Here is a 22,947-nt window from a genome sequence, read left to right as displayed (position 1 = left end):
GCTTGGGAAACCCACCCTATCTGCCTAGCAGGATTACCCACAACTAAAGCATAATCAGCCACATACTTTGTTACCACCGGCACCTGCTCCAATTAAGGCATATTGGCCGATCGTATTAGCCCGCAAATTATTACTGCATTTGCGCCGATTGGTAGCTCCTTTCTTTACGTGGGTTTCTTTGAAAAGATTCGTCTTTCGTTCAATTCCACTCCGAGGATTGATGACATTTGTAAATACCATACTGGGTCCACAGAATACTTCGTCTTCAAGTATTACTCCTTCGTAGACCGAGACGTTGTTCTGGATTTTCACCTTATTCCCAATTCGCACCCTATTGCCGACAAAGACATTTTGGCCCAACACACATTCCCTGCCAATTTTTGCTTGACTCATAACATGGCTGAAATGCCACACTTTCGTACCCTCGCCAATTTGAGCGCCCTCATCAATTACCGCCGTTTCATGGATAAAGGGTTTGGATGTGCTCATACTTTCCGATGCTTATAAATACGTTCAATGATATCCACCACTTTCATACCGTCAATACCCGTGGTCGACACCGAGGCCGAACCCGATAAGGTATTAATGACATTTTCAATGACGAAATGATGGTTTGCCGCGCTTCCTTGGTAGGGGCCGTAGTCGTTAGGGGGATTGGTCTCGGGCAATTCCGGTTGATTATAGTCTTCTACGTTGCAGTATTCGATGGTATTCATATACTGGCCTCCAATTTTAACACTCCCCTTTGAGCCAATCACCGTGATACTGCTTTCCATGTTTTTTTCCCAGCAGCCTATGGTGTAGTTCAAGCTGCCCATCCCCCCCCTGTCAAGCTCAAAGATCACGGAACCGGTATCTTCAAAATCAATCAGATCACTGCGCGTCTCATTGGAAAATAGGGCAGAAATGTTATCAATATCCCCGAATACCCAATATAGGATATCCACAAAGTGACTGAACTGGGTATAAAGCACGCCCCCGTCCAAATCCAGGGTTCCATGCCAGTCATCCGGGCTGTAGTACCGTTCGTCCCGGTTCCAGAAACAGGATATTTGCACCAGGTTTATTTTCCCCAATACGCCCTCCTCCACGATTTCCTTGAGCCAGGTGGAGGTCGGGCTGTAGCGATTTTGCTTGACCACAAAGACAAATCGCGCGGTTTTTTCCGCGGCTTCAATAACGCGTTCACAATCTTTGCGCGTCAGGGCCATAGGTTTTTCGATGACCACGTGATATCCGGCCTTTAATGCCATAACGGCCAAGGAGGCGTGCAAACCGTTAGGAGTACAGATGTTTATAACATCGGTGTTGTTTTGATCGGCACGGATGAATTCCTCCAGACTCTGGTACACGGGCACATCGAGTCCGGAATCGGCCACTTCCTGCTCAGCTTCCCTTCGGGGATCTATGATACCGCCGAGATTACTCTTGTCATGGTTGTGGATGATATGCGCGTGCCTCTTGCCAATTCGGCCATAACCACAAACGGAAAAGCTGGTGTTGTCCATTTATTAGGTGATTTAACTATGGTTGGACCCGATAATAGGATAGGTACCATTCAACAAATTTACGAATACCTTCTTCAATGTTAATCTCAGGTCGGTATCCAATATAATCAATCAGGGATTCTACGTCCGCCCACGTTCGGGCGACGTCACCGGGTTGCATCGGGAGCATATTCTTCTCCGCCTCCTTTCCCAACTCTTGCTCGATGCATCCTATAAAGTCCATTAGATCCACAGGGCTGCTGTTACCAATATTGAAAAGACGGTACGGGGCAAAACTGCGGGCGGGATGGGGGTCCTTGCCTGACCAGCTCTCGTCAGGTTCCGGTTTCATGGGGATGAGACGCGTGATGGACTCCGTAATATCATCGATATAGGTAAAATCCCGTTCCATGTCTCCATGGTTAAACACCTTAATGGGCCGGTCGTTAACGATCGCATCAGTGAATAGAAAGTAGGCCATATCGGGACGTCCCCAGGGTCCATACACCGTAAAAAAACGCAGCCCGGTCACCGGTATATCGTACAGGCTGGCATAGGTATGGGCCATCAGTTCGTTGGATTTCTTGGTGGCCGCATAGAGGCTGACCGGGTGGTCCACGTTGTCCTCTACCGAAAAGGGCACCTTGGTGTTGGCCCCGTAGACCGAACTGGAGGAGGCGAAGATCAGGTGCTCCACCGGATGGTGGCGAGCCGCCTCCAGGACATTCAGAAATCCGGTAATGTTGCTGTCGATGTAAGCGTGGGGGTGCTCCAGGCTGTAGCGCACACCCGCCTGGGCGGCCAGGTGGACGATCACGTCAAAGTTCTCTTCCTCGAAGAGAGCGTTCAGGGTTTCCTGGTCTTCCAGGTCCGCCTTGATAAACTGGAAGGAATCGTGCGATTCGCTGGAAACGGTTTCTTTTTCCCGAATGGCATCATGGGCTATGCCCAGTTCCTTCAGCCGGTCCTTTTTAAGCTGCGGGGAGTAGTAGTCATTGATGTTATCCAGTCCGGTTACGCGGTACCCTTCCTCCACCAGTCTGCGGGACAGGTGAAAACCGATAAAGCCGGCCGCGCCGGTCACCAGTATGTGCTTGTCAGGCATTCTACGCTTTCCAGATCTGGTTGGCATGGGTTTGGGCAATGCCCTTCATGGCATTGCGGGTATCCACGATGCAATCGCTCCACTCGGCCAGTTGCCGGTAGTCGATCTCCGAGTGGTTGGTGGAGATCACCACCGCGTCCATGCTGGCGATGGTTTCCCGGTTCCAGTCCACCGACTTCTTCCCGGTCCAGTTCGGATGTTCCCGCGTGGGGGGTACGGCTGGGAGGTAGGGATCGTAGTACTCCACCTCCGCCCCGTGCTCGTCAAAGAGATCCATCAGTTTGAAGGTGGGCGACTCGCGGGTGTCGTCCACGTCCGGCTTGTAGGCCAGGCCGATAAGAAGGATCTTGCTCCCTTTTACCGGCTTGCCGTGATGGTTCAGCGCCTTGAAGGTCTGTCGCATGACGTAATCGGGCATGGAGGTGTTGATCTCCCCGGCCAGTTCGATGAAGCGGGTATTCTGTTCGTGCTCCCGCGCCTTCCAGGTCAGGTAAAAGGGATCGATGGGTATGCAGTGCCCGCCCAGGCCCGGACCGGGCGTGAATTTCATAAAGCCGAAGGGCTTGGTATCGGCGGCGTCCAGCACCTCGTGCACGTCGATGTCCATCTTTTTGAATACCACCTTCAGCTCATTCACCAGCGCGATGTTGACCGAACGGAAGATATTTTCGGTGAGCTTGACCGCCTCGGCCGTTTTGGTATTGGAGACCGGCACGGTTCGGGTGATAGCCGTTTCATAAAGAGTACAGGCCAGCTCGATAGCGTCTTCGGTATGTCCGCCCACCACCTTGGGAATACTGCCGGTGTTGAACTCCCTGTTCCCGGGATCCTCCCGTTCCGGGCTGTAGGCCACGAAGAAATCCCTGCCCGCCTTCATGCCCGATTTCGATTCCAGCATGGGAATGATCAGCTCTTCGGTGGTGCCCGGCCAGGTGGTCGATTCCAGGATCACCAGTTGTCCCTTGCGCAGGTGCTCCCGCATGGTCAAGGTGGTCTTCTCCACGTACTCCATGTCCGGCTCGCGGTGGCGGTCCAGCGGGGTGGGCACGCAGATCAGGATGGCGTCCGCTTCGGCCAGACGGGAGAAGTCGGTGGTGGCGTCGCAGCGGTCCGATTGGGCAAGCCGCTCCATCATGCCGCCGTCCAGGTGGCGTATATAGCTTTCGCCTTCCTTGATACAGCGTATTTTCTCCTTGTCGATATCAAAACCCAGCACCGGCATGCCCGCCTCGTGGAAGGTCCACATCAGCGGCAGGCCCACGTAGCCCAGCCCCACGATGCCCACGGTGTACTCCTTTTCGTTCAATCTTTTCCAGCAGCTCTTGCAGCATCGTTTTATTTCTTGATCATTGGTTTCGGGAAGCGCGAAATATACAAAAAATAGTTAGGGTTGTTATCCGCGTATGTATCATTATCAGGTGTTCCCGTAATCGAGTATGGCCTCCCGGATCCGCTTGGCCGCGTTTGCCCGTCCCACAGCTCGGGCCTGGACGGGGGTTTCCTGTTAGACAGCTCTTTCTCCAGTTCCGACCGGACGGCAGCACCCAGTTTTTCAGGGTCAGCGCCCGCCACCCGGTTGGTCCCCTCGGTGACGGTGATCGGGCGCTCGGTATTCTCCCGGGCCGTCAGGCAGGGCACGCCAAGGGCCGTGGTCTCTTCCTGTATGCCCCCCGAGTCCGTCAGGACCAGCCGCGCGTGCTCCATCAGCGCGATGTTGTCGAGGTATCCCACCGGCTCCAGCAGGTGGAGGTTATGTTTGCTTTGCATGGCCTCCCAGATGCCAAACTCCTCGGCGCGGTTGCGTGTGCGGGGATGCACCGGAAAGACCACCGGCAGTTCGTCGGAGAGCTCTGCCAACAGGCGCATGTAGCCCTCCAGGGTCTCCTTGCGGTCCACGTTGGAGGGGCGGTGCAGGGTCACCAGCAGGTAGTTTCTTTTCTTGAGACCCAGCTCCTCCAGGATGGTGGACTTTTGGGCTTTTTCGCGCATCCGGAAGAGGGTGTCGATCATGATGTTGCCCACGAAACGGATCTTCTCCCCCGGTATGCCCTCTTTTTTCAGGTTTTCGCCGGCGCCGGGCGAAGGCGTCAGCAGCAGGTCGGCGATGGCGTCGGTCAGGATGCGGTTGATCTCCTCGGGCATGGTGCGGTCCCCGCTGCGCAGGCCGGCCTCCACGTGGGCCACCCTGATGCCCAGCTTGTTGGCCGTAATGGTGCAGGCCATGGTGGGGTTGACGTCCCCGACCACCACCACCCAGTCGGGTTTTTCTTTCAGCAGCACCTTCTCAAATTCGATCATCACCCGCCCGGTCTGCTCGGCGTGGCTGCCGCTGCCTATGCCCAGGTGATGGTCCGGCTCCGGCAGTCCCAGCTCGTCGAAGAAGATTTTGGACATCTCGTAGTCGTAGTGCTGGCCGGTGTGGACCAGCACGGAATCGATGGGCTCTTCGCTCTCCTTGAAGGCGTGGAGCAGGGGCGCCACTTTCATGAAGTTGGGGCGGGCGCTGGCCACGCTGATGATTTTCACTGGTGCTGTTCCTTGAATTCGTATTTGAGGGTACGCTCCAGTCCTTCGTCGATGCTGTAGGGCGGCTCGAAGCCGTTGCGGCTCACCTTGCCGGCGTCGAAGCGGGTGGTGGCGCAGAATTTCTTTACGCGTACCGAGGAGATGGGATACTTTCTGCCGGTAAGCTTGGAGAGGGCGTCAAAGGTATAGCCCCCGGCCAGGCCCAGCCAGTAAGGCACATGAAAATCGGGAATATCCAGATCCAGCGACTCGCTGACCGTGTTGATAATTTCGTTGGTGGACAGGTCGGGCTTGTCGGCGTAGTTGAACACCTGGCAGCCGTCGGGGTGCTCCACCAGGTAGCGGATGAAGCTCACCAGGTTGCCCACGTAGGCCATCGATTTCCGGTTCTTGCCGTCTCCCACCATCAGGAATCGTCCCGTGACGATCTGGTTGAGCAGGTTGTAGACGTTGCCCCGGTTCTCCTCCCCGAAGACCACGGTGGGTCGGAGTATGGAGGCCGTGCGTTCGTCCGGTTTGGCCTCGTACCACTTCTTGATAAGCCGCTCCGCCTGCAGCTTGCTCTCCCCGTAGTCGTTGAAGGGGGTGGGCGTCTGGGTTTCGTTCGGGGTTGTCGTTCTCCAGGCCGTAGACGGCCGCCGTACTGGTGAAGATGATGTGCTTTACGCCGTTTTGCTCCATGGCCTCCAGCAGGTTGCGGGTGCCGTCCACGTTGACCTCGTAGTAGAGGGATTCGGGGCTTACGTTGTCGGCATGCTCGGCGGCCAGGTGCACCACCAGGTCCACGTCCTGCAGCTCCCTGTTGAGCAGGTCGGCGTCGCGGATGTCTCCCTTGACGGTCAGTTCCGGAAATTTGTCGCCGGGGCTCCGGTCGATGATGGTGACGGAGTGCCCCTCCCGGATCTCTCGAACCAGGTGCGAACCGATGAAACCGGCCCCTCCGGTAATACAAATGCGCATGTACCTTGCCTGTCTTTCGTTCTGCGGTCGCTCAGCTTGCAGGAACAAAGGAAATTTAACGCTCTTCCACAAGTTGACTGAGCACCTTCATAGGTTCGAAGGTCTTGAGCAATTCCTTGAAGCGCGCTTCGCTCTTGGACAAATTGACGTAATGCTTGAAACGGGATCCCGCCGGCAGCTCTTTGATGACGGGCTGGTCCGGGTCGATTTCCCAGGGATGAAAATAAAAAATATATGGCTTATGGGCGGTGATATTTTCGATGCCCTTTTTGAACAGGCGCCAGGGCAGCATACGGAAGTAGCCTCCCCCGCCCCAGGGGATGTTGAGTCCCATGAATTTGAGGTTCTGAATGGGGATTTCGTAGAAGGGCGTGCCGTTGCAGCGCCAGACCCCCTGACAGATGAGCTCCCAACGCTCCATGTCGATGCTCCCGTAGCGGCCGTGGCTGCCGAAATCGTTGTAGGAGGAGTCGTAGCGGTAGCCCGCCGCGCGAATGTGTTCGATAATGCCGTCGCTGATGGAAAAGGAGGGCGCGCGGTAGCCGGTGACCTCGCGGCCGGTGAGGTCCTCCAGCAGTTTCTTCGAGCGGGTGAGGTCCTCGCGGAGCTCCTGTTGGTTCATGGAATAGAGCAGCTGGTGGTTGTAGCCGTGCGAGGCGACCTCGTGTCCCTCGTCGGCGATGCGCCGGACCAGATCGGGGAAGGCGTCGGCCACGCTGCCCAGCACGAAGAAGGTGGCCCGGGCCCGGTGGTCGGCCAGCAGCTCCAGCAGGCGCTCCACGTTGCGGTGCACGCGCCACTCCTGTCGGTCCCACGTCTCCCGCGGGAAGGCCGGCCGCAGGTTCTCCACCTGGAACCAGTCCTCCACGTCTATGGTCACGTACACCTCGTTCATGGGCCGGTCAAATGAGCCTGTTTCCTTTTTGCTTGAAGGCTTTTACGTCTTCCCGACCGGGGAAGGTGAAATAGGATCCCTCCCCTTCGGGCATGGGTTTTTTCTCCATGCGGTTCTCGCGGTACCTCTTCAGGATTTCCGCCAGGGCCTCGGCCGAGCGCCGCTTGGTCACCTCCGCCAGGTCGTAAAAGCTGTATTCGGGCCGGATGGGCGTCTCCTGCCGGTAGAGCACCGCCCCGCGGTCCAGTTCGGGCGTCATCTCATGCACGGTCAGCGTGGAGACCTCCTCCCCGTGGTACATCTGCCAGAAGTTGGGCAGCATGCCGCGGTAGCGCGGCAGGGGCGCGTTATGGAAATTGATGCATCCCATGGGGGGCAGCTCCAGCAGTTCCTCGTCGAATTTCTCGGAGGCCGCGATGGAGACGACCAGGTCAATAGTATGCTCTTTGAGCCAATTTTTAAAGCCGGGGCTGTTCACGCTCTGGAAATCGAGGACGGGCACGCCGTGGCGGCGGCACCAGTTCTCGATGGAGACGGGCCGGGAGGTGAGTCCCGTATCGTAGAGCCGCGCCTGCAGGGTGAGTTTCAGGTGGCGCAGGCCCTGCAGCAGGAAGTCTTTGGTGCCGTAGAAGGCGTGCATGCGTTTCAGGAAGGCCGCGGTGGAGCGGTTGCCGAGGGTGGACTGCACCACCACCCCGCGGCAGGTGCCCGGGTAGTCGGAGGCCAGGAAGACGCGGAAAAACTCCGGGGTGAAAAAGAGGTCCTTCTGGGTGACGATGACGAAGTTCATGCCTCGCGGGTCTTTTCGAATACGGATATCAGTTTGCGGGTCATCGCCTCCCGGCCGAAGCGTTGGCTTACCAGTTCGCGGTTGCGCGGCGCGCGCGCCTGCAGGCTTGTGTGCTTTTCGAAGGCTTCGCGCAGGGTATGGGCCAGGTCGGCGGCGTCGCCCGCCTCAAAGGTAAGGTTGGCGCCGGTCTCCTGCAGGATCTGCGCCCCCTCCCCTTTCACGCCGCCCAGGATGGGCACGCCGGCCTGCAGGTAGTCGAAAAGCTTGGAGGGGATGGTCTTCTCCAGCACGGGGTGGGACTTGAGGCTGAAAAAGAGCAGGTCGGCTTCCCTGAGCGCCCGGGCGGCTTTTTCGCGGGACACCACGCCCTCGAAGTGCACCTGGTCCTCCAGGCCGAGCTCGCGGGTGAGGCGGCGCAGGGCCTCCTCCTCCGCCCCGCCGCCTATGAGCCTGATCTGCCAGCTCGCGGCGGCACCGCCGGACTGCTGCGTGCGCAGGCGGTGGAAGGCCTCGAGCAGCACGTCCAGGCCCTGCAGGTGCCCCAGGTTGCCGGCGTAGACCAGGGTTTTGCTATCGCTTGGGCGCGGCTCCTTCGCTTCCGGCGCTGTGCCGGTGGCCGAAGAGTTGTCGCCTGCCACCCCGTTGTAGATGACGCTCACCGGCTTGCCGCCCGATTCCTCTTCCAGGTACGCCTTCATGGGGCGTGAGACGCAGGTGAGCCGGTCGGCCGCCCGGTAGAGCCGTCGCTCCAGCCACCGCCCCCAGCGGTAGGCGCGTCCGTCGCCGGAAAGCTGTCCCGCGGCCACGGCGGTGTCCGGCCAGATGTCACGCACGTCGAAGACCATGGGGGCGCCGGTCAGAAGCTGGATTATTCGCCCGCTGAGGCCCGTGAACAGCGGAGGGGAACTCACCCACAGCACCTCGGGCTTCCACCCGCCCAGGCGCCATTTGAGGGCTTTCAGCACGCTTCCGGGGACGAAGGAGAGGTAGTGGGCCAGGTAGCGAAGCAGTCCCCCCTCTCCCACCTGCTCCGGCACCAGGCGCACGCGCGCCACGCCCTCTTCGGCGGAGGTCACCTCCACGTCCGCCTTGTGGGGCCAGGTGGTGATCACGCGCACCTGGTGGCCGGCCTTGCGCAGCAGCTCCGCGGTCTCCCCCATGCGGAAGGCGGCCGCGGTGATGTCGGGCGTGTAGTACTGGGCGACGATCAGGATCTTCATGTCTCCTCCCCCACGGTGATCACCGTGCGCAGCTCCTCCTTGAAGCGGACCCGCGCCGCGGTGGCCTGCTCCAGGCGGTTGTAGCCCAGCGCTTTCTCGTAGGGTTCCAGCTCCAGGGAGAGCGGCTCCGAGAAGGTAATGGTAAAGTCCTCGCCCTTCAGCCGGTTGCCCTCCTTTCTTAGGGCAAGCCCGGGCGGGAAATGGAGGTGAAAGGTGCCCCGGGCGCCGTCTCCCCCGCCCCGCAGCATGTCCCGCAGGACGATGCGATCTTCCTCGAATTGAAAATGCCTCTCGTGCTCCACCCCCAGGCGGCGGAAGCCGTCGTGCGAGGCCGCCAGTTTTTCGTCGGATTCCTGCAGGATGCGGGGCCGGGCGCGGCGACCCACCCGGAAGGCAGCCCAGCATTCGTTCTGCTCGGCGCCCTGCACCGTCACGGTGTTGTGGGCGGCGGTGGATCGCTCGTCCTGGCGGCGGCTGCCGGACTCATAGGTGGAGGTGCCGGTATCGCAGAGTATTTGTTTCCCGTCCACCCGCAGCCAGAGGGCCAGCAGGTCCGAGTGGCCGTGGCCCGGCAGGTAATCGGGTCCCATACGGCCCGCGTCGGCCAGGGCCTCGTAGCGCCGGCCGCGGTAGGTGCGGTAGCCCGAGGCGCCCAGCGAGGTGGATTTGGGCTCCAGCCCCAGGCGTTTCATGTAAGCCAGCACCTCCTCCGCGGCGGGTCCTCCCTCCGGGTAGTGGTCGTTCACCTCCGGCAGGCTGCCGTCGGCCCAGCGCATGGCCTGCAGCCAGCCGCCCATGCGCTGGGCGGTCTCCCCTATCAGCCGCTTCAGCTTCTCCTGCCCCTCGAAAACCTCGTTGCGCTGCAGGGCGTCGTAGCAGTCCAGCAGCCGTTCGGTCACCAGGGCGTGGTACATGGGCGAGCGCTCGAAATGTCCCCCGTCGGCCAGCACCTGCTCGGGGAGCTGCTCCCGGAGGATGCGCCGGGCGGGCTCCCAGAACTCCTCCTCGCCGAAGTAGAGGGCGCCGAAGAGCAGCGAGCAGCCGTTCTCCAGCAGGTGGTTGCCCAGGATGTGGTACTCCAGGTTGTCCAGCAGCGCCCGGTACTGGGCGTAGAGGCAGCCGTCGATGTCGGCGTCCTCCACGCCGTGCCGGCTCAGGAATGTAATCCAGTTCATGCCGCGCAGGGAAAGCGGGTAGGGTTCCCAGGCCGTGCGGCTCTGCTCGCGGTGCTGGAGGAAATCGCGTATCAGCTCCAGTCCGCGTTCCTTCTCCATCCCCGGCTGACGCAGAAAGTCGAAGTAGTTCAGGTTGTAGGTCCAGAGCTTGCCGAAGTCGGGATGGTCCCAGTCGACGGTCTCCCCGAAGTCGTGCGTGCGGTTGAGAAAGGTGAACCGCTTGCCCTCCTCCAGCGACTCGGGCCGCGGCAGGCCTTCGGCCAGATCGAGCGGGTGACCCTTGCGCGGGTAGTAGGTGGGCAGCCGATGGTCCACCAGCGCGCGGATGCGCGCCCTCAGGGCGTACCAGAGGCGGTAGCGAATCTGCACCGGCCGCAGGTGGCGGAGGGTGCGGTAGTATAGGGGCAGTCGGCGTATGATGGTGCGGATCAGGGGTCCTGACTGCGGCTCGCCTCCAGGCGCATGGTGACGAGCATGCAGCTCCAAAGGCCGGAATGTAAGGAATTCGCGCGTCTCTTGTCCACGGCGTCCAGCTTTTTCCCCAGCGCCCCGCCCAGCTTTCACGTTGAGCATGCCCACGGGCAGGGCCCACTTGGCCGCGCCCATCACCCCGCGCAGGTCGGTGATCTCGAAATGCTCCTGGATGGTCTGAAAGGTCTCCTTGTCGAAGGGATACTCCCAGGAAGAATCCGACTGGAAGGGCCGGTAGAGGGTGCGCACCAGCCGCACGGGCAGGGAGGTCTTGAGGGGGTCGTAGGTCACCACCACGGCCCCGGGCGCCAGGTGGCCTTGCAGCTTCTCCAGGAAGGTCTCAAAGTATTCAAAATGGTGGAAGACGCTGCGCGCGTAGATGACGTCGAAGGTGCGGTCGGGAAACTCCGGGGAGAGGAAATCGACGGCCCGGGCCTCGGCGTGGGCTATGCCTTCCAGCTTGTCGCGCAGGATGTCGATGGCGCTTTCGCTCAGGTCCACCCCCAGGTAGGAGCCGCAGTTGCGGGCCAGGTAGAGGCTGAGGGGATTGCCGGAGTGGCAGCCCAGGTCCAGTACCGACTTGCCGGAGAGATCGCCCATCCACTTCTTCTGCAGGGCGTCGGTCTCCTCGTCCACCCCCATGGCGTTGCGGACGGCCTGCTGGCGGCGGCGCATCCAGCGCCAGAGGCGCGTGGGCAGGTTGCCCTTGCTCTCCAGGTCGCGCTCCTCGACTTCATAGAAGTCCTTCTGGCGCTCGTTGATCTGCAGCATCTTATCCAGCTTGGAGCGGGGCATCATGCGGGAGCGGGTTTACGGGAGACGTGCGTGGGTTCGAAAGGCTCTTGAAACATCGTTGCCGGACCATGCCGGCGTTCACCTCCTCTCAGGCGGCGAAGACCTCTTCCTCCTCCATCTCTTTCCGCGCGTGTTCCTTTTGGGTATGCGTGGAGATCCTGTGGGAGGAGCCGTTCCGGGCGGGGCTGTGTCCGTTTTCGGCCCAGTCCATGCGGTCCATCTTGGAGGCGCGGAAGGCGGTCCAGTCCACGTTGAACAGCGCGGCCACGACCCTGCGCTTGGCGCCCACCGTGGGATAGACAAGCAGGCAGGTGCCTACCAGTACGCCCAGGAAGAGGTTGACGGGAAGGGCGAGAACCAGCAGGGCGGCGGCGGTCAACAGCGCGTAGCCGCCGTAGAGAATGAGGGAACTCTCCTTGTGGGAGAAGCCCATGCGCAGCAGCTCGTGGTGCACGTGGTCCTGGCCGGGCTTGAAAAAGGGAACCCCGCGGCTGAATCGCTTGAGGATGACGCGCAGGGTGTCGTAAAGGGGCAGGGAGAGGATGGCCACGGGAATGAGGGGAGCGGCCGTGCCGAAGAGGTCGGTCATGCCGGGCGTGCCGGCCAGGTGCACGAAGGAGATGGCCTGCACGGCCAGGGTGAAGCCCACGATCATCGAGCCGGTGTCGCCCATGAAGATGGAGGCCGGGCTGAAATTGTGCATCAGGAAGCCTGCCAGCGCGCCTGCCATGACAAAGGAGAGCACCGCCAGGGGAACCTGGCCGGCCATGACAAAGCCTGCGCCGAAGAGCACCGATGCCAGGATGCCGATGCCGCCGGCCAGCCCGTCGATGCCGTCGATCAGGTTAAAGGAGTTGATGACCACGATAAAGGTAAAGAGGGTCAGCAGCACGCCCGGAATGTAGCCGATCTCCCCCAGACCGAACACCCCGTGGAAACTTCCGATGTGCAGCCCGCTGCCGAAGATAAGCAGGCCGGAGGCGGTAAGCTGGGCCATGAGCTTCTTTCCGGCGGCCAGGGCGATGATGTCGTCCTTCACGCCCGCAAAGAGCAGAATGGTGAGCGCGCCGGCGAAGTAGCCGAAGCCGGGAAAGAGATCGGCGAAGGAGCTGATGGAAAAGCTGATGAAGAAGGCCAGGAAAATGGCCACGCCGCCCAGGGTGGGCGTCATCTTGTTGTGAAGCTTCCGCTGGAAGTCGGGCTGGTCGTAGAAATTCTTGAGCCTTGCGACGCGAATGATCACGGGTATGGCAAAATAGGACAGCAGGAAGGCCAGACTGACCGATCCGATAATGAGTAAGGCCTCAAATAACGCTATTCCCATTGGTATTGGTGCATTTCAAATTAGCTCAGATGAACTCCCGCCATTCCCTTCAACAAAGTGAATAAGTTACGTTTTTATTGGTATATAAAAAAATGGCTTTCCGGCCGTCTGCAGCCGTCTGCGCGGGTTCCTTATCGCCTGTTAAAGTGATTGGGACCGCATATTACGATAGTTTTGGTACATACGCAAAAACTGCCGGATGGTGGGGGTGGTGTAGCTTGTGCCTCCCTCCTGCGGCCGGGCCTGCCCGTAAAGCTCCTCGAAACGGCCCAGCACCTCCACCAGCCCCTCCGCCGAGGCCTCCATGCAGGTCGGCCTGCGTATGGGTGACCGTTTCGGCCAGGCTCTCCTCGAAACGTATGGGCACCTCCTCCCTGTATAGGATGGCGCCGCCGTCAATGTTCCGGTTTATTTTGTGAATGGTGTAGCCGCTGGTGCGCGAGCCGTGGTAGAGCTGCCAGATCACGCTCTGCGCCCCCTGGAAATCAGGCAGCAGCTCGTGGTGGATGTTGAGCATGCCGTAGCGCGGGATGGAGAAGACCGACTCGCGAATGTAGCCGTTGCCCAGGCTGAGGCCCACCTCGGCGTCGGACTTGCGGAAACAGTCTTCCGTCTCTTCGCAGTTGATTTCGGGGGTCTCGAAGTAGGGTACGTTGTGCTCCCGGCAGAGTTCGTCCAGGGGACGGATCTCCAGGTAGTCCTGCAGGTCCTGCTTGTACCAGCGGCGCATGCGCAGGCCGTTGAGGGCGGCCAGTGGACCGATACGCAGGGCCTTGCGGAGCTTGCGCTTGTAGAACTTTTTCTTGTCGGCGCGCTCCCGGCGGTTGTAGACCACCGCGGAGATCTGGCAGTGTTCGCAGCGGGCCAGGATGGGCAGGTGGTGGGCGGCCGTGCCGCGCTTGGAGCTGGTCAGGATGACGGCGTTGATCATCGGTAGGGGAAAAGATTGTTTTCGGGAGAGGCCCTGCGCGAGTCCCTGGACACAAAATAGAGAATTTGGCCGAGATCCCAATCCAGCTTCACCTGGTTGCGGCGAATGCAGAGATCGCGGGGGGCAAGGTGGGCCGGGGGATTCACGTGCGCGCCCTTTTCGGCCGTGGCGCAGCTGGTGTGGCCCGTCTCGAAGACGAGGCGGCGCGCCCGCTCGCTGAAGTGATGAAAGCGCCCGTAGGGAAAGGCAAAATGACCGCCCTCCCCCGTTCGTTCCAGCAGGATCTCGCGGGAGCGCTGCAGGTCCTCGCGCAGCTCGCCCTCCGACAGCCCGGCCAGGTTGCGGTGGCGCAGGCTGTGGGAGCCTATTTCGTGTCCCATGCCCTGCAGCTCGGCCACCTGCTCCCAGTTGAGAAATTCCACCGGGGGAAAGGAGAGCCGCTCTTCGCAGTGGGCTTTGATGGTCTGGCCGTCGGTCTCCCCGACGAGCGCCGGGTTCAGGAAGAAGCAGGCGCGCACGCCGTACTCCCGGAAGATGCGTCCCGCGCGCAGATTGTTCTTCATGCCGTCGTCCAGGCTGAAGCTGATATAGGGCCGGTCCACGCGCCCCTCCAGGATGCGCTCCACCGCCTCGCTGTGGGAGAGAAAGGCGTGGTCGCGGGCCAGGAATTCCAGCAGCTCCCTAAGGGACTGCTCCTCGTCGGCAAAGACGTGGTGCAGGTAGAGAAACTGCACGCGCGGGCGGCGCAGGTTCTCCCGCAGGCCCCGCAGCTTCTCCACGCGGTAGAGCAGGTGGAGGGCCGCGCCGCGGGCCTGCTGCCGCAGGCGGGTTCCGAATCCTCTGCCTGGCTTGCGGGCCTTCACCTCCCGGTATGTGGTGCAGAAGTCCACGTCTCAGCTTCCAGCGCCCGGCACCTCCACCCATCCCCCCTCCTGCAGCGAGCGCAGGGCGGCCAGGGTGGCGCGGCTGCTGTTGAGCAGCTCGTCGAAGGGGATCAGCGGGGCGCCCCCCTCCCGCCAGGCGGAGGCCAGCCGGGCGAACTGCCGCTCGTGTCCCTTGTCCTGGCGCGTGGAGAGCAGGGTGTTGGAAAAGTTGAAGGTGCTCCCGAAGCCGTAGCCGTAGAGCTTGCGGAAGTTGTCCAGCACCAGGTTTTTGCCCTGGTAGTAGAGCTCCACGCGCTCCTTGGAATAGGACTTATTGCCGTTGGCGAAGTAGTTGACCACCCCCAGCGAGCCGTTGGCGTATTTGAGCTGGAGGGTGGCGTTGTCGGTGTTGCGGTCCGGCCGCTCGCCCATGGCCTGCATGCTGACGCGGGTGACCAGCGAGCCGGTGAGGGCGGTGATAAGGTCCACCAGGTGGCAGGCCTCCCCGACGATGCGTCCCCCGCCCACCTCGGGGTCGTGCAGCCAGGCCTCGGGCGGCACGTGCCCGGCGTTCATGGTGGCGACCACGTTCATGGGACCCGGCCGGGGGCCGACCAGGTCTTTCATCTTGAGGGTGTGGGGGGAGAAGCGGCGGTTGAAGCCCACCATCACGGTGCGGCTCGATGCGGCGGCGGCCTCAGCCACGTCGTCCAGTTCCTCCTCGGAGAGGGCCAGGGGTTTCTCCACGAAGACCTCCTTGCCGGCCTGCAGGGCGCGGACGGTCATTTGGGCGTGCAGGTTGTGGCGGGTGGTGATGAGCACGCCCCGCACCTCGGGGTCCTCCAGCACCTCCTCCAGGTCCGTCGTGCTGCGGCCCACGTCGTATTTCTTGCCCAGGTCGGTGGAGGAGAGTCCCCCGCTGCTGACCAGGTACTTCACGGGCAGGCCCGCCTTTTTGAGGGCGGGCAGCACGGTGGAGCGGGTGAAGTTGCCCGCCCCGACCACGGCCACGGGTCCCTCCCCGCCGGTGTAGGCGCTGTCGGGGATGGCAATGCTCCGCCTGAGCCGCTCCGCCTCATCCGCCCCGCGGGGGGCGGGCGCCTCGGGGTAATCGAGCACGGAGGCGATGGAATCGGAGTTCTCCATATCCCCGTAGATCTGCAGGTAATCTTCCAGGGGCAGGCGTTCGGTCACCAGGGAGTCCACCCTGAGCTGCCCGCTCTTGAGGGCCAGAAGCACCGCCTGGAAGTTGCGCTTTTCGGTCCACCGCACGTAGGGCAGCGGGTAGTCGCGCCCCTTCTGCTCGTAATCCTCGTCGTAGCGGCCGGGCCCGTAGGAGCAGGAGACCTGGAAGCTGAGCTCCTTCTCGTAGAAATCCGAACGGTCCAGGTCCAGTCCCACCACCCCCACCAGCACGATGCGGCCGCGCTTGCGGCTCATCTGCGCGGCCTGTTTGATCACCGCGTCGGAGGAGCTGGAGGCGGTCAGCAGCACCGCGTCCGCGCCGGCGCCGCCGGTACATTCCCTGAGATGGTCCACGGGGTCCTGCGCGCTGCTGTCGATGGCTTCGATGCCCAGCTCCCGCGCCTTCTGCACCTTGGACTCCGTCCACGTCCAGCCCCACCACCCGGCAGCCGTTGGCCTGCAGCAGCTGCGCCGAGAGCAGTCCTATAAGTCCCAGTCCCACCACCGCCACGGTCTCCCCGAAGGTGGGGTCGACCAGGCGTATGCCCTGCAGGCCGATGGAGCCCACCACGGTGAAGCAGGCCTGCTCGTAGGTGACCCCCTCAGGGATATGGGCCACCAGGTTTTTGGGCACGGCCACCGTCTCGGCGTGGAAGCCGTTGGAGACCACCCGGTCGCCCACGCGGAATTCGCTCACCCCCTCTCCCACCTCGATGACCTCCCCGGCCTGGCTGTAGCCCAGCGGCAGGGGGGTGTCCAGCTTGCGGAAGACGGCCTCCACGGTGGGACGAATGCCGTCGCTTTTCATCTTCTGGACCACCTCGCGCACCCGTTCGGGCTGCCGGCGGGCCTTCTCCAGCAGGTTGGCCTTGCCGAAGCCCACCAGCATCTTTTCGGTGCCCTGGGACACCAGGCTGCAGCGGGTTCGGATCAGCACCTCGCCCTCGCCCACGCGGGGCACGGGCACCTCTTCCAGGCGGGTCTCCCCCGATCTCAGGTCCTGTACAATCTGTCTCATGATAGGTAGGAGGTCTGTGGGTTGTCGTTTCGGGCGCGGCGGGAAGATAGGAAAAGCTGCCCCAAAGTTCTTACCGGCGGCCGAATCCGGCCAGGTATTCGAAGGTCTTCTGCGCGGTCTCCTCCCAGCGGTAGGAGGCGGCCAGCTCGCCGGCCCGTTCGCCCAGCCGGCGGCGCAGGTGGGCGTCGCCGTAGAGCCGGCGGATGGCTTCCATGCACGCCTCCACCGAGCGGGCGTCGTAGTAGATGCCGCCGTCCTGCAGCATCCCCCGCATGGAGCTGGCGTCGGAGCAGGCGATGGGCAGTCCCGAGGCCATGGCCTCCAGCAGCGTCATCCCGAAGGTCTCGCAGGTGGAGCCGTAGAGGTAGGCGTCGGCCGAGCGGTACACCTCCGGCAGCTCCCCGTAGGGCACCCGGTGGTCCCAGGTCAGCATCTCCTCCAGCACGGGGAAGCGGCGGATGGTCTCCCGCAGCTTTTCGGCGGATTGGTTGTAGGGCTCCCCCACCAGGCGCAGCCGCAGGGGGAGTCCCTCCGCGTGCAGGCGCGCGGCGGCTTCAGCGATCACCCACTGGTACTTGTAGAAGTTGACGCGGGAGACGTAGAGCAGCTCGAAAGGTCGGTTGAATTCATAGCTCTCGCGCCGGTGGCGGAACTGCCCGTGCACCCCGTGGGGGATGACGGCGGTGTTGGCCAGGCAGCGGCCCTCCCCGGCAATCAGCGAGCCCACCTTGTCCCGGCAGTAGTCGTTCAGGTAGATCACGCCGTCTGCCTGCCGGAAGGCGTGCAGGTGGCGGCGTCGCAGCAGCAGCAAACGAAGCCCCGATTTCCAGGCGCCGCCGCGGAAAAATTTTTCAATCTCCTCCATCTCCAGCGGCAACAGGTTCTGGCACATGGTCACCACCGGCTTTTCGCAGTTATACCAGCCGGAGGAAGGCACGAAGACCACATCGGCCTCCGCGGCCCGGCGGGGGAAGACCCGGCGCATCCAGAGCAGGCGGGCCAGGTAGCCCCCGTTCAGCCGGCGGTGGGTGCGTTTATCAAGCCAGGGGCGGTCGGGCAGCCGGTCCAGCGTGGCCTCCGGGGCCCAGAGTTCCACCTCCGTGATGCCGGCCTCCCCCGGCTCGCCGTGGCGCAGCAGCTCCACCAGGTAGGTGAGTCCTCCTCCCTCGAAAACATTGGAGGCGTCGACGATCAGCTTCATCGGCTACTCCCCCCTCCTCATGAGCAGGACCAGGCAGATAAACATGGTGATGTTGACCGAAAAGCGGTTCAGGGTAAAGGCCGGCGCCCCTATGCTGAGTCCCAGTATAAGCACCACCATCAAGGGCAGGATGATGTAGCGGCGGCCGTTGACACGGTAGAGGTGCCAGCCCTTCCAGCCCAGCCAGAGCAGCAGCGCGCTGTACATGGCCACCGCCACGAAGCCGCCGTGGTAGAGGTACTGCACGAAGCCGTTGTCCAGCACCGGCGGGCGGCACCATGCCGAAGCCGTGGAAGGGGGCCTGGCCCATCACCTCGTTGATGGCCTTGACCACGGGACCGGGTCCCTCACCCCAGCCGCGGTCGCCCCCGAAACGTCCGGCCGTCAGGCGCACCAGCAGGCTTTCGTCGCCCTGCACGGCCCGGAAGAGGCGCAGCAGGTAGTTGAGCCCGCTCCACTGGATGCTGCTCACATACCAGGCGACGAGTCCCCCGAACACCGGCAGCGAATACATAAACCGCCGGCGCACCTTCGGGTCGGCGTAGACGAACATGTAGGTCAGGAAAGAGGAAGGTGCCGCCGAAGATAAAGACCTTGGAAACCGAAAGGAGTCCTCCGACCACCATCATGCCCAGCAGCACCCAGCGGCCGACCGATTTGAAATTCCGCTGGTTGTTTTCCAGCCAGGCCCAGCCCAGCAGGCCCAGGGAGTAGTTGCCGCCGGCCTCCAGTGGCTGGTTGTAGATGCCGATGTAGCGTCCCATGGCGATGGCCTTGGCGGCGACGGTTTTCTGCTCGGGATCGCCCCCGGCCGCGCGGAAGTACTCCAGCACCCCGTAGAGGTCCGGGTTCAGCAGGACCTGGGCGAGGGTTACCACCATGTTGGCCCCCAGGCAGACCAGGAAGGTTTTGACGACCGTCTCGAAAAAGGGACTCAGCGGCTGGTAGCGCGAGAGAAACATAAAGACGAAGACGATGGCCCAGGCCTGGAAGAAGTTTTCGAACACCGGTACGGAGCCGCCCCCGAAGGCACGCCCCCCGAGGCCGTAGGAGACCGCCGTGATCCAGAGCAGGGGCAGGATGAGCAGGGTGGAAAAGACAAAGAGGTCGCGGTTCAGCTCGAAACGGTGCATGCGGAAAAGAAAGACGATGCCGGCGAGTCCCCCGGCGGCGTAGATGACCAGGTGTTCCAGGCGCACGCCCCCGCCCCCTATGAGGTAGGGTCCGAAGGAGGAGACCGTCATGGCCACCAGCAGGTATTTGGTCCACTTCCTGCTCATTGCAGCATGCGCGTGTAAAGGGTTTTGTAGGTGTCGATGGCCTGACGCAGGGTGAAGCGTTCACGCACCGTCTGCAGGCCTTTCCCGGCCATCCGCTTGCGGCGCGCGGGATCTTCAATCAGCTCGCGCATGCCCTCGGCCAGCGCCCCGGGGTCGCCCACCGGCGTCAGCAGCCCGCTCTCGCCGGGGGTGATGAGGGTGCGCGGGCCGCCGCTGTCGGTGCTCAGCACGGCGGTGCCGCTGGCCATGGCCTCCATGATGACCATGCCCAGGCCCTCCTCCCGCGACGAAAGCACGAAGAAGTCCGCATGACGGTAGAGCTCCGCCAGCTCCCCGCGCGTCAGGTTCTGCATGAGGCTGATACGGTCCCATATACCCAGCTCCCGGGCCAGCTTGCGGACCGCCTCCCCCGGCATGCTGCGTCCCGCCAGTACCAGCCCGGGTACAGGTCCCTCCGTGCGGCTCATCAACAGGGCGTAGGCGCGAAAGAGGGTCTCCACATCCTTGCGGGGGTCCGAAAATCGTCCCACACTCAAAATATAGGGTCTTTGAAGGGGATTATCCTCACCCTCCTCCGGCGGATGAAAGACCCCCGTATCCACCCCGGGCGGCGCAAAGTGGGTCTTCCCGCCGTAGCCCCGCTCCTCCAGCCACTCCTGCATCCAGGCGTTCTCCACCAGGATGGCGTCCGAAACCCCGAGACCGCGGCTGTCCAGTCCGGTGACCATGCCGGTCATCAGGCGCTTCCAGAGTCCGGCAAGTCCGCGGTAGCCCTCCTTTTTGGACGCCCGTTCCACGGGGGTCAGGGTGGCCACCTGCAGCAGCACGGGCGGCCTGCAGTCGCGGCAGACCCAGGCCCAGGCCGGAATGCCGCAGACCACCTGCACCAGGTCGTGCCGGTTCAGCTCGCGCGTGAAGAAGTCGCGGGGCCGAAAGCGCAGGTACTCGATTTCGGCCAAGTCGCTGCCCACCCGCGTGATTTCGCGTCCGCCGGGCGTCTCCCAGCGGTCCATGCGGGGATAGCCGGTCCACGTCGACGGGCGCAGGATGCGCCGGCTTACCGGGGAACGGGCGCTGGAAGCCAGGGAATAGAGGGTGGGCACATAGGCGGTGTCCCGGAGCCCGTCCAGGATAAAGTCGGTCACGGTACGAACACCGCCCCCCTCTTCGTAAGCCGGTACCACAAGGGCTATGCTGCTCATCGGTTCGCTTCGGAATGGGCATTTCTGTTTTTAAGCCGCTGCCACAGGTACGCCAGGCGGGCAAACATACGCTCTCCCACCACACCGTGCAAGAAGGTAAGGCCGTAGGCCCGCAATCCCATATACAGGCGTCGCAGGGGAGGGATAGGCACGTCCAGCTCGCGCAGCATGCGAACCTCCTCCCGGAATTTAAGCGTGCCGACCCGGCTGCTGACCCCTCCCCCCCGCATGATGGCCACCAGGCGGTCTACGTAGAGCTGTTTCCCGCCGGTTTCCTGCAGCGCCCTGAGCACGAATTTATAGTCGGCCGCGATGCGATAGGAGGTGTCGAAGCGGGCGCCCCCCTCGAAGAGGGAACGGTGATAAAAAGTGGCGGCGTTGCTGCTGACCGCGGGCTTGAGTCCATCCCGTTCCCGACGCATCTGTTCCCAGGGCTCGCCCCGCGCGGCGATCTGACTGCCTGTTTCGGGATGGACCACCTCGATGCGCCCGTAAACGAAGGGCTGATTCTCCCATCGAAGCTCGATGGCCCGTGCGATGTCTGCAAGCACCTGCCTCGTCGGCCAGCCGGTCGTCGGCCCCCAGGAAGAGCAGCCACTCGCCCCGCGCCATCTCCACGCCCTTGTTCCACGCCTCGTAGATGCCCCCGTCGGGCTCGGAAATCCAGCGCGTCTATATGATCTTCCTGGGCGCGGATGATCTCCAGCGTGCCGTCGGTGGAGGCCCCGTCCACCACGATGTGCTCCGCGGACGGGAACTCCTGCTCGGCAACGCTTTCCAGGCATTCTTTCAGACAATCTGCGCTGTTCCAGGTGGACGTTATGATGCTGAAGGTGGGATCGCTCATAGGCCGGCCTTTCCCTGCCGTTGCAGGATCTCCTCGTAGAGCTCCCGGTACTGCCGGGCCACCGTTTCGGGGGACCACCGCTCCTCGGCGCGCCGGCGTGAGGCTTCGCGCAGGCGGCCCAGCCGCTGCGGGTCCTCCAGCACCCAGGTCATGGCGCGGGCCAGGTCCTCGCTGCTGAAGGGTTCCGCCAACTTGCCGGTCTCCCCGTCCTCCAACACGTCGGGCATGCCAGCCGTGTCGAAGGCCACGACGGGACAGCCGCAGGCCTGCGCCTCCAGGCCGGTCTGCGGAAGGTTGTCCTGCCGCGAGGGCACCGCCATCAGGTCGGCCGCGCTGTAGAGGCGGGCCAGGGTATGGTGGTCGTCCAGGTAGCCCATGTAATGCACCGGCATGCCGTAGTCGGGGCGCTCGTCCGGGGCCTCCTGCCCGAAGACGATGCCCTCCACGCCCGGCACGGACGCGGCCAGCGGGGCGAGGGCGGGCTCCAGCAGGTCCCATCCCTTGCGGGGGTTGCGGCCGCCGCCCACCGCCCCGAAGAGCACGAGGGGGACATCCGGGGGCAGCCCGAGGGCGCGGCGCGCTTCGGTTTGGTCGTGCGGCCGGTAGGTCTGCAGGTCGAGGGCATAGGGAATGACGCGGACGGGCCAGTCGCCCATCAGGGCGCTCTCGCGCACGCATGCTCCCAGCCAGCGGCTGGGGGTGACGATGTGCATGGGGCGGCGCCAGTGGCGCTGCTTGCGCTTCCAGGTCCACCGCTTCACATCCCAGCCTTTTTCAGAATCATCGCGGCTCTCCGGCGTATAGCCCACCCGCCAGCGCGCGCCGGGCCCGTCAGGGGCGTAGTGCTCGGTCCCGCAGAAGGCCCACATGTCGTGCAGGGTCCATACCACCGGCTTACGGAGGGCGCCCAGGGCGCGTACGGAGGCGAAGGAGCCGTGAAACCACTGCAGGTGCACCATATCGACCTCCCTGCGGTTGACCTGCCCGGGATCCAGGCGGCCCAGCCAGCCGGTGTAGTGCACGTTCCAGCGCTCGGGATCGCTCAGGCGGGCGGTCCACCGGTTCGCCTTGCCGCGCAGGCGGTCGGCCAGGCGGGCCGGCGCCGAACCGGGCCGGTGCTCCTCCACCGTCGGGTCGCCGGAGTGCTTCTCCCCCACCAGCATGCGCGAGTCCATCCCCTCCTCCACGAAGGCGCGGTGCACCCGGTAGCCCGCCCGCGGAGCCCCGCCCGGGGTGTCCGATTCGGAGAGGTGCAGCACGGAGGGGGCCTTACGTCCTTCCTCGCCGGCCTCTCTTCGTCTGTGCGCATGCTTTTGCATGGGATCCGCGGTGCCGGATTGGGTGCTCATTGCAGCAGGTAGCGGATGGAGAACTGCACCTGCGTATTGTACTCGTCGTTTTCAAAACGCCGGTCCCCGTAGCCCAGGTAGGTGCCGTAGGTGAAGCGCCCGTAGTTGAACATGTGGGTGCGCTGGAGCTTCATGGTGAAGACGAAGTCGCCCGTGTTCCAGAGCAGGTCCATGCCGTAGTTCATGTTCACGCGGTGGGCGTAGTAGGGGTTCTCGCTGAAATGGACATGGGTCTTGGCGTAGTGAAACTGGTCGTTGTCCACCCAGCGCTGGCCGAAGACGCCCACCTGCAGGTTGTTGTGGTAGGCGTCCAGCCCGACATA

At 62.8% G+C, this 22,947-nt stretch carries 20 protein-coding genes and 1 pseudogene; all 21 read right to left on the bottom strand.

Annotated features, from left to right (window positions below; genetic code table 11):
• Positions 1-54: 54 nt before the first annotated feature.
• Positions 55-489 carry a hypothetical protein gene (locus U5K31_02665; protein ID MDZ7771632.1) on the bottom strand — a complete coding sequence of 145 codons (435 nt, stop codon included), beginning with the start codon at positions 487-489 and terminating at the stop codon, positions 55-57.
• Positions 486-1,508: a Gfo/Idh/MocA family oxidoreductase gene (locus U5K31_02660; protein MDZ7771631.1), complete on the bottom strand. Its 1,023-nt coding sequence runs from the start codon at positions 1,506-1,508 to the stop codon at positions 486-488. Before U5K31_02660 ends, U5K31_02665 begins: the two co-directional genes overlap by 4 nt.
• A gap of 16 nt (positions 1,509-1,524) precedes the next feature.
• Positions 1,525-2,592, bottom strand: a complete 1,068-nt coding sequence (locus tag U5K31_02655; protein ID MDZ7771630.1) for an NAD-dependent epimerase — start codon at positions 2,590-2,592, stop codon at positions 1,525-1,527.
• 1 nt (position 2,593) lies between these two features.
• Positions 2,594-3,898 (bottom strand): nucleotide sugar dehydrogenase, encoded by a 1,305-nt coding sequence (locus tag U5K31_02650; protein MDZ7771629.1) that lies wholly within the window; start codon positions 3,896-3,898, stop codon positions 2,594-2,596.
• 29 nt (positions 3,899-3,927) lie between these two features.
• The gene (wecB, locus tag U5K31_02645) at positions 3,928-5,118 is read right to left on the bottom strand and encodes a UDP-N-acetylglucosamine 2-epimerase (non-hydrolyzing) (GenBank protein MDZ7771628.1); all 1,191 of its coding nucleotides are present in this window, start codon (positions 5,116-5,118) and stop codon (positions 3,928-3,930) included.
• Positions 5,115-5,714 (bottom strand): annotated as a pseudogene (locus U5K31_02640) (NAD-dependent epimerase/dehydratase family protein). The gene wecB and the pseudogene U5K31_02640 overlap by 4 nt, the downstream one beginning before the upstream one ends.
• A 419-nt stretch (positions 5,715-6,133) precedes the next feature.
• Complete coding sequence (locus tag U5K31_02635; protein MDZ7771627.1) at positions 6,134-6,973, bottom strand: XrtA system polysaccharide deacetylase; 840 nt, start codon at positions 6,971-6,973, stop codon at positions 6,134-6,136.
• A 7-nt stretch (positions 6,974-6,980) separates the two neighbouring features.
• Positions 6,981-7,763: a formyltransferase family protein gene (locus U5K31_02630; protein MDZ7771626.1), complete on the bottom strand. Its 783-nt coding sequence runs from the start codon at positions 7,761-7,763 to the stop codon at positions 6,981-6,983.
• Entirely contained in the window at positions 7,760-8,983 is a 1,224-nt protein-coding gene (locus tag U5K31_02625) for a glycosyltransferase family 4 protein (GenBank protein MDZ7771625.1), read from the bottom strand. The genes U5K31_02630 and U5K31_02625 overlap by 4 nt, the downstream gene beginning before the upstream one ends.
• Positions 8,980-11,424 (bottom strand): heparinase II/III family protein, encoded by a 2,445-nt coding sequence (locus U5K31_02620; GenBank protein MDZ7771624.1) that lies wholly within the window; start codon positions 11,422-11,424, stop codon positions 8,980-8,982. The genes U5K31_02625 and U5K31_02620 overlap by 4 nt, the downstream gene beginning before the upstream one ends.
• Before the next feature lie 88 nt (positions 11,425-11,512).
• On the bottom strand, positions 11,513-12,667 hold the full coding sequence (locus tag U5K31_02615; GenBank protein ID MDZ7771623.1) for an MraY family glycosyltransferase: 1,155 nt from the start codon (positions 12,665-12,667) through the stop codon (positions 11,513-11,515).
• Positions 12,668-12,911: 244 nt separating this feature from the next.
• Positions 12,912-13,679 (bottom strand): formyltransferase family protein, encoded by a 768-nt coding sequence (locus U5K31_02610; GenBank protein MDZ7771622.1) that lies wholly within the window; start codon positions 13,677-13,679, stop codon positions 12,912-12,914.
• Positions 13,676-14,569: a polysaccharide deacetylase family protein gene (locus U5K31_02605; protein ID MDZ7771621.1), complete on the bottom strand. Its 894-nt coding sequence runs from the start codon at positions 14,567-14,569 to the stop codon at positions 13,676-13,678. The genes U5K31_02610 and U5K31_02605 overlap by 4 nt, the downstream gene beginning before the upstream one ends.
• 3 nt (positions 14,570-14,572) lie before the next feature.
• Positions 14,573-16,138: a Gfo/Idh/MocA family oxidoreductase gene (locus tag U5K31_02600; GenBank protein ID MDZ7771620.1), complete on the bottom strand. Its 1,566-nt coding sequence runs from the start codon at positions 16,136-16,138 to the stop codon at positions 14,573-14,575.
• A 677-nt stretch (positions 16,139-16,815) separates the two neighbouring features.
• Complete coding sequence (locus U5K31_02595; GenBank protein MDZ7771619.1) at positions 16,816-17,946, bottom strand: glycosyltransferase family 1 protein; 1,131 nt, start codon at positions 17,944-17,946, stop codon at positions 16,816-16,818.
• Between the two features lie 3 nt (positions 17,947-17,949).
• Positions 17,950-18,210, bottom strand: coding sequence for a hypothetical protein (locus tag U5K31_02590; protein ID MDZ7771618.1), 261 nt, complete (start codon positions 18,208-18,210; stop codon positions 17,950-17,952).
• A gap of 83 nt (positions 18,211-18,293) precedes the next feature.
• Complete coding sequence (locus U5K31_02585; GenBank protein MDZ7771617.1) at positions 18,294-19,226, bottom strand: hypothetical protein; 933 nt, start codon at positions 19,224-19,226, stop codon at positions 18,294-18,296.
• Positions 19,223-20,428 (bottom strand): glycosyltransferase, encoded by a 1,206-nt coding sequence (locus tag U5K31_02580; protein ID MDZ7771616.1) that lies wholly within the window; start codon positions 20,426-20,428, stop codon positions 19,223-19,225. The genes U5K31_02585 and U5K31_02580 overlap by 4 nt, the downstream gene beginning before the upstream one ends.
• The gene (locus U5K31_02575) at positions 20,425-20,979 is read right to left on the bottom strand and encodes a hypothetical protein (GenBank protein ID MDZ7771615.1); all 555 of its coding nucleotides are present in this window, start codon (positions 20,977-20,979) and stop codon (positions 20,425-20,427) included. The genes U5K31_02580 and U5K31_02575 overlap by 4 nt, the downstream gene beginning before the upstream one ends.
• A gap of 292 nt (positions 20,980-21,271) precedes the next feature.
• Positions 21,272-22,624 (bottom strand): glycosyltransferase family 4 protein, encoded by a 1,353-nt coding sequence (locus tag U5K31_02570; protein ID MDZ7771614.1) that lies wholly within the window; start codon positions 22,622-22,624, stop codon positions 21,272-21,274.
• Positions 22,621-22,911, bottom strand: a complete 291-nt coding sequence (locus U5K31_02565; GenBank protein ID MDZ7771613.1) for a hypothetical protein — start codon at positions 22,909-22,911, stop codon at positions 22,621-22,623. The genes U5K31_02570 and U5K31_02565 overlap by 4 nt, the downstream gene beginning before the upstream one ends.
• Between the last annotated feature and the right edge of the window lie 36 nt (positions 22,912-22,947).

The sequence above is a fragment of the Balneolaceae bacterium genome (assembly GCA_034521445.1).
GTDB lineage: Bacteria > Bacteroidota > Rhodothermia > Balneolales > Balneolaceae > JAXHMM01.
This window is presented reverse-complemented; position numbering and strand designations above follow the sequence as displayed.

Bases quoted from the DNA above. Each gene is read 5' to 3' on its own strand.
- U5K31_02665 (MDZ7771632.1), bottom strand. From the start codon at position 489: ATGAGCACATCCAAACCCTTTATCCATGAAACGGCGGTAATTGATGAG.
- U5K31_02660 (MDZ7771631.1), bottom strand. From the start codon at position 1,508: ATGGACAACACCAGCTTTTCCGTTTGTGGTTATGGCCGAATTGGCAAG.
- U5K31_02655 (MDZ7771630.1), bottom strand. From the start codon at position 2,592: ATGCCTGACAAGCACATACTGGTGACCGGCGCGGCCGGCTTTATCGGT.
- U5K31_02635 (MDZ7771627.1), bottom strand. From the start codon at position 6,973: ATGAACGAGGTGTACGTGACCATAGACGTGGAGGACTGGTTCCAGGTG.
- U5K31_02630 (MDZ7771626.1), bottom strand. From the start codon at position 7,763: ATGAACTTCGTCATCGTCACCCAGAAGGACCTCTTTTTCACCCCGGAG.
- U5K31_02625 (MDZ7771625.1), bottom strand. From the start codon at position 8,983: ATGAAGATCCTGATCGTCGCCCAGTACTACACGCCCGACATCACCGCG.
- U5K31_02620 (MDZ7771624.1), bottom strand. From the start codon at position 11,424: ATGCCCCGCTCCAAGCTGGATAAGATGCTGCAGATCAACGAGCGCCAG.
- U5K31_02610 (MDZ7771622.1), bottom strand. From the start codon at position 13,679: ATGATCAACGCCGTCATCCTGACCAGCTCCAAGCGCGGCACGGCCGCC.
- U5K31_02595 (MDZ7771619.1), bottom strand. From the start codon at position 17,946: ATGAAGCTGATCGTCGACGCCTCCAATGTTTTCGAGGGAGGAGGACTC.
- U5K31_02585 (MDZ7771617.1), bottom strand. From the start codon at position 19,226: ATGAGCAGGAAGTGGACCAAATACCTGCTGGTGGCCATGACGGTCTCC.
- U5K31_02580 (MDZ7771616.1), bottom strand. From the start codon at position 20,428: ATGAGCAGCATAGCCCTTGTGGTACCGGCTTACGAAGAGGGGGGCGGT.
- U5K31_02570 (MDZ7771614.1), bottom strand. From the start codon at position 22,624: ATGAGCACCCAATCCGGCACCGCGGATCCCATGCAAAAGCATGCGCAC.